We start from the raw sequence: 6309 nt of genomic DNA, 5'->3' as shown, positions 1-6309 counted from the left end.
CGGCGCCGGGGCGCTCTCGTAGGCCCTGGCGAGGTAACGGGCGTGGAAGATGCCGAACGCCACCCCGAGGAAGAGATTGATGATCCATCCGAGGATGGGTATCGAGGCGATGAGGCCGATCACGAACATGTATACGAGGCTGATGAGGGCGAGGATGATGACCGCGACGATCCAGGATCCCCACCCGATCCTCCCGATGTGTGAGAAGATCGCCCCGAAGTTGAACGCCTGGCCGAGGCTGCCCGTGTGGGCGAACCGCACGACCGCGAAGAGGGAGATGAACGATATGATGATCCAGACGACGGCCGCAACCAGGATCCCGGAGATCGCGGCGGCAACGGCCGGGGCCCATGCGTCAGGGTTGTCCAACCCTCGCGCCGCTATGGCGGAGACGACCGCAGCCCCCCCGAAGAAGATCAGGACCAGGATCACCGGGATCAGGTAGATGAGGGTGATGATGTTCCACTTCCACCCGTCGACGAAGAGCCTGCCCCACCCGTCCACCTCGGGGGCCGGCGTCCTGCCGGAGAGCACCCGGACGATGTAGCCGTTGTAGAACGGGAGTAAAAAGAGGGTGAACGTCTGGACGAGCGAGAGGAGTACCAGGAGAACCTACCGCCCCCATTCGCCCCAGAGAGCGTCTTTCGTGTAACGAAACGACCCGGAGATGATACTGCCGTAGTCCATATCATACCACCTTCGGCCGTGGAGAGAAGGTGGTGCATATAACTGTTTTGTTGGCTCAAAAAAAGGGGTATTCAGTGCCGGAAGTGCCGCACACTGGTGAAGACCATTGCGATGTTGAGCCGGTTCGCCGCCTCAATGACCTCCGCATCGCGGATGGAGCCGCCCGGCTGGACGAGCGCCGCCGCGCCCGCCGCCGCCGCGACCTCCAGGGTATCGGGGAACGGGAGGAAGGCGTCCGAGGCGACCGCCGACCCGGCGAGAGGTTTCCGGGACTTTTTGACCGCGATCTCCGCCGACTCGACCCGGTTCATCTGCCCGGCGCCGATCCCGATGACCGCTTTCTCGTCGGCAAATATGATGGCGTTGCTCTTCGTGTGTTTGCAGACCTTCCAGGCGAGCTCCATCGCCCGCATCTCGTGGGCGTCGGGCTCCCGCTCGGTCACGACCCGCCAGTCCTCACGGTAGGGCTCTGTGCGCTGGAGGAGAACCCCGCCGTCGATGCTCCGTACCTCGTCCTGCACGACCGGTTCCGGGAGCCGGAGCACCCGCATGTTCTCCTTGGTCTTCATGATCTCGAGCGCCTCCGGCGTGTAGGACGGGGCGACCACGACCTCGACGAACGTCCCGGTGAGCTCGCGGGCGACGTCCGCCCCCACCTCGCGGTTCATCGCGACGATCGAGCCGTAGGCCGAGACCGGGTCGACCTCCCGGGCGGCGATGTAGGTGCCGAGGAGGTTCTCGCCGGTCGCCACGCCGCAGGGGTTGTTGTGCTTGACGATGACCACGGTGCAGTTGTCGAACTCACGGAGCAGGCCGACCGCGGCGTGGACGTCGAGGTAGTTGTTGTAGGACATCGACTTCCCCTGGAGCGGCTCTTCTCCCGCGATGCCGGCATCGCCGTAGACCGCCGCCGCCTGGTGCGGATTCTCGCCGTACCGGAGCGTCCTTCCGTTCGGGAACTGGAGGGTGAGGACATCGGGGAACGGCCGGTCGATGCCGGTGAGGTAGTTCGTGATCGCGCCGTCGTAGGCCGCCGTCCTGGCGAACGCCTTTGCTGCGAGGTTCAGGCGCTCTTCTGCCGTAAAGCCGCCCCGCCGGACGGCGTCCGCGGCCTTCCCGTAGTCGCCGGGGTCCACCACGACCGCGACGTACTTATGGTTCTTCGCCGCCGCCCGCACCATCGCCGGGCCGCCGATATCGATGTAATCGATCATCTCTTCAAGCGTTAACCCCGCGTCCCGCATCGTCTCGAAGGGGTAGAGGTTCACCACCACGAGGTCGATCGGCTCGATGCCGTGCTCCTGCATCACGGCGTCGTCGACGCCACGGCGGCCGAGGATGCCCCCGTGGATCTTCGGGTGAAGGGTCTTGACCCGCCCGTGCATCATCTCGGGAAAGCCGGTGTGGGTGGAGACATCGATGAACGGAACTCCGGCCTGCGCGAGCGTCGCCCCGGTGCCGCCGGAACTCAGGAGCCGGTAATCGTGCTCAACGAGCACCTTTGCAAGATCGACGATGCCTGCCTTGTCCCAGACAGACAGCAGTGCCCATTTCATGGTTACACGTGAGCGGGGTGGAGAGATATATCTGGCGCTGCCCGCAGAACCGGTCGTATTTCCCCGGCAGGGAGACGGGGCCGGTGCCAAGGACACCCGCACGGCCGGAAGTGAAAGCAGTCCCCCTTCCGCGGATCCGCATATCGACGGGAGAATACGGGCGGATGAGTGTCTAATCGGAAATCTGGACAGTTAGAGGAGACGGATGCCCGCAGTTTAAGTTAATATTATATAGAACTACATTACAATAAATAATCGAACTACTACATTAACATCATTTTGAAACAGGTTAGGCGTATGAAGGAGGATACATCCGAACCAAACGAGAAGCAACAGAATCTCGCAAACGAGGCGGATGCAGCATCTCCGGCGCTTGAAGAGCTGCAAAAGGCATATGACGACCTTAACAGCCGTTATCTGCGCCTTGCGGCGGATTTCGACAACTACCGGAAGCGAACGGACAGGGAACTCGACGCCCGTACGACGTTCGCCATCGAGAATTTCGCGGTGGAGTTGCTCGAGGTCGTAGACAACTTCGAGCGGGCGGAGAGAGCAGACGGTGCAGCCCTCACGGAGGGGATGGAACAGATCAGGAAACTCTTTGAGACCATCCTCGAGCGGCACGGCATCACGCCCATCGAATGCCGGGACCTTCCTTTCGACCCCGAACGGCACGAGGCGATAGCCTACGTCCCTTCGGATGCAAAGGAGGGCACCGTGATCGACGAGGCCGTCCGCGGCTACTGTATGCAGGACAAGGTCATCAGATGCGCAAAAGTTGTAGTATCTAGAGGATTGGAGGAATAACACAATGGTTTCGGAAAAAGTTCTGGGTATCGATCTTGGGACAACCAACTCGTGCATGGCAATCATGGAAGGCGGGCGGGCGACGGTCATCGCCAACGCCGAAGGCGGCAGGACCACCCCGTCCGTCGTCGCGTTCACCAAGGATGGCGAGCGGCTGGTCGGCAACGTCGCGAAAAGGCAGGCGATCACCAACCCGAACCGCACCATCCAGTCGATCAAGCGAAAGATGGGCACGAGCGACAAAGTCACCATCGGGGACAAGACCTACACGCCGCAGGAGATCTCCGCGATGATCCTCCAGAAGATGAAGCTGGACGCGGAGGAGTACCTGGGCGAGAAGATCGCGAAGGCCGTCATCGCGGTGCCCGCCTACTTCAACGACGCCCAGCGGCAGGCGACGAAGGATGCAGGGACCATCGCCGGCCTCGAAGTGCTCCGGATCATCAACGAACCGACCGCGAGCGCCCTCGCCTACGGTATCGATAAGGAAGGCGATTCCACGGTGCTCGTCTACGACCTCGGCGGCGGCACGTTCGACGTCTCCATCCTCCAGCTCGGTGACGGCGTCTTCGAGGTCAAGGCGACCGCCGGCAACAACCGCCTCGGCGGCGACGACTTCGACAAACTGGTCGTCGATTACCTGATCGACGAGTTCCGGAAGAAGGAAGGAGCCGACCTCCGGAATGACCCGGTCGCCATGCAGCGGCTGCGCGATGCGGCCGAGAACGCAAAGATAGAACTCTCCACCGTCCAGAAGACCAACATCAACCTCCCCTACATCACCACGACGGAGAGCGGCCCCAAGTTCCTGGACATCGATCTGACCCGGGCGAAGTTCGAGCAGCTCATCGGCGACCTCGTCGAGTCGACCGTCGGGCCGGTGAAGCAGGCGCTCGCCGATGCCAAACTGAGCGCCGACGACATCGATCACGTCCTCCTCGTCGGCGGGTCGACCCGGGTGCCGCTCGTGCAGGAGACCGTGAAGAAAGTCCTCAAGAAGGAGCCCGACAAAGGCATCAACCCCGACGAGTGCGTCGCTCTCGGCGCCGCCATTCAGGCCGGCGTGCTGACCGGCGAGACGAAGGACGTCCTGCTCCTCGACGTGACGCCGCTCTCGCTCGGCATCGAGACGCTCGGCGGCATCGCGACGAAGCTCATCGAGCGCAACACTACCATCCCGACGAGGAAGAGCCAGATCTTCTCGACCGCCGCCGACGGCCAGACCTCGGTCGAGATCCACGTGATGCAGGGCGAGCGGGCGCTCGCGAAGGACAACTTCACTCTGGGCCGGTTCCAGCTCACGGGCATCCCGCCAGCACCCCGGGGCATCCCGCAGATCGAGGTCACGTTCGATATCGACGCAAACGGCATCGTCCACGTCTCGGCCAAGGACCTCGGCACCGGCAACGAGCAGTCGATCACCATCAAGCCGCAGGACTCCCGGCCATCGGAAGCGGAGATCCAGCGGATGATGGACGACGCAAAGAAGTTCGAGGCCGAGGACCAGAAGAAGCGCGAGGAGATCGATCTCCGGAACACCGCCGACACTGCGATCTTCACTGCCGAGCGGGCGATGAAAGACGCAGGAGATTCGATCGAGGCCGCGGATAAGGAGAAGATCGAGAGCGCGATCGCCGACCTCAAGAAGGCGCTCGAGGGCGACGACCTCGAGGCGATCAAGCAGAAGATGGACGTCCTGACCGAAGCGGTATATGCGATCACGACGAAGATGTACCAGCAGGCACAGGCGGCCGCCGCCGAGCAGCAGCAGGCGGAAGAGGGCGCAAAGAAGGACGATAACGTCGTCGATGCCGATTACGAAGTCAAAGAGTGAGGTCGATGGGTCCGGACAGCTACTATGATATCCTCGGCGTCCCGCGAAACGCCGACGATAAGGAGATCAAAAAAGCCTACCGGAACCTGGCACGAAAATATCACCCCGACGTCTGCAAGGAGCCGGGGGCCGAGGAGCGGTTCAAGAAGATCAACGAGGCCTACAGCGTCCTCTCCGACTCCCAGAAACGCGCCCAGTACGACAACATGGGGCACGAGGCCTACAGCAGCGCGTCCCGCGGGTCATACTCCGGCGGAGGAGGCTACTCCGGCGGGTTCAGTGCCGACTTCTCCGGGTTCGGGGATATCTTCGAGACCTTCTTCGGCGGCGGGGGCAGGCAGCGGGCCGGCCCGCGCCCCGGCGCCGACCTCCTGATGAAGATGCGCATAACGCTCGAGGAGGCGGCGTTCGGAACCGAGAAGGAGGTCGGCGTCGACCACGTCGAGCCCTGTCCTGAGTGCGACGGATCGGGGAGCGAGACCAAAAAGGCCACCACCTGCCCGACCTGCGGCGGCAGCGGCCAGATGCGGCAGATGAGCCAGTCCATCTTCGGGAACTTCGTCCGGATGAGCACCTGCACCACCTGCGGCGGCCGGGGGAAGGTCCCCGAGACCCGGTGCAAGGCCTGCGGCGGAACCGGGCACCGGCGTGCCCGGCAGACCGTGAAGGTCAAGATCCCGCCGGGCGTGGATACGGGCATGCGCCTCCGGATGGAGGGGTACGGCGACGCCGGGGATTACGGTGCGCCGAGCGGGGACCTCTATATCGAGATCAGCGTCGCGCCGCACAGGTCGTTCACCCGGCGGGGCGACGACCTGGAGACGACCGTCGATATCTCCCCGGCCCAGGCGGTGCTGGGCTCCGAGGTCGAGGTCCAGACGATCGACGGGCGCACGGTCGTCCTGGACATCCCGGCAGGCGTGCAGCACAACACCGGGCTGAAGATACGGGGCGAGGGCGTCCGGTGGCAGACGAGGCCCGGCGACATGCTGGTGCGGGTGCATATCGTCGTGCCCGAGCGCCTGACGGACGAGGAGCGCGAACTCTATGAGCGCCTGCTCGAGATCGGGGGGCACAAACCCTCCGCGAAGAAGGGCAAGGGCTTCTTCCAGGACGTCGTCGACAAGGTGAAAGAGTCGGTGAAGTGAGGGAAGACTCTTTCACCGGCTGTCTCTCTTTTTAAATCCCACTTTAGGCGCACTTCTTGATCCGAGGGCCAGTGGGTCGCATTTGCTGGGACAACAGCTGGATGTGTGATGAATGACTACGGAAACAGCAGATGCGAGCACAAAGCCCGGTACAGTGGACGGTGGTGGCTATCCCCGAGAGGGGGGTGGGGACAGGGGAGGGGGGGATACTCCCCCCTCACCGTCAGCCCCTCCCCCAGGGGCGATAGCCACCACGGGCCACAGCACCGGGCCTTTT

Annotated in this window: 5 protein-coding genes; 3 read left to right on the top strand and 2 right to left on the bottom strand. The window is 63.2% G+C overall.

The annotated features are described in order from the left end of the window. Positions 1–543 (bottom strand): DUF4013 domain-containing protein (locus BRA62_RS12010; protein ID WP_394339999.1); only part of this gene is annotated, 543 nt, incomplete at its 3' end. A 215-nt stretch (positions 544–758) separates the two neighbouring features. Then, positions 759–2243: a bifunctional phosphoribosylaminoimidazolecarboxamide formyltransferase/IMP cyclohydrolase gene (gene purH, locus BRA62_RS12005; protein WP_292366936.1), complete on the bottom strand. Its 1485-nt coding sequence runs from the start codon at positions 2241–2243 to the stop codon at positions 759–761. Between the two features lie 297 nt (positions 2244–2540). Between purH and BRA62_RS12000 the strand changes: the two genes are divergently transcribed. From BRA62_RS12000 to dnaJ, 3 genes are read left to right on the top strand one after another with little or no spacing between them, the layout of a single operon-like run. Beyond that, entirely contained in the window at positions 2541–3050 is a 510-nt protein-coding gene (locus BRA62_RS12000) for a nucleotide exchange factor GrpE (RefSeq protein WP_292366934.1), read from the top strand. A gap of 4 nt (positions 3051–3054) precedes the next feature. After that, positions 3055–4884 (top strand): molecular chaperone DnaK, encoded by a 1830-nt coding sequence (dnaK, locus tag BRA62_RS11995; RefSeq protein ID WP_292366932.1) that lies wholly within the window; start codon positions 3055–3057, stop codon positions 4882–4884. Between the two features lie 5 nt (positions 4885–4889). Then, the gene (gene dnaJ, locus BRA62_RS11990; RefSeq protein WP_292366930.1) at positions 4890–6032 is read left to right on the top strand and encodes a molecular chaperone DnaJ; all 1143 of its coding nucleotides are present in this window, start codon (positions 4890–4892) and stop codon (positions 6030–6032) included. Positions 6033–6309 lie beyond the last annotated feature (277 nt).

It is taken from the genome of Methanoculleus sp. UBA208 (assembly GCF_002498065.1).
Taxonomy (GTDB): Archaea; Halobacteriota; Methanomicrobia; order Methanomicrobiales; family Methanoculleaceae; genus Methanoculleus.
Note: the sequence above shows the minus strand (reverse complement) of the source record. Positions and strands in the feature narration are given on the sequence as shown.

Coding starts and splice junctions, on each gene's coding strand:
- purH (WP_292366936.1), bottom strand. CDS start 2,243: ATGAAATGGGCACTGCTGTCTGTCTGGGACAAGGCAGGCATCGTCGAT.
- BRA62_RS12000 (WP_292366934.1), top strand. CDS start 2,541: ATGAAGGAGGATACATCCGAACCAAACGAGAAGCAACAGAATCTCGCA.
- dnaK (WP_292366932.1), top strand. CDS start 3,055: ATGGTTTCGGAAAAAGTTCTGGGTATCGATCTTGGGACAACCAACTCG.
- dnaJ (WP_292366930.1), top strand. CDS start 4,890: ATGGGTCCGGACAGCTACTATGATATCCTCGGCGTCCCGCGAAACGCC.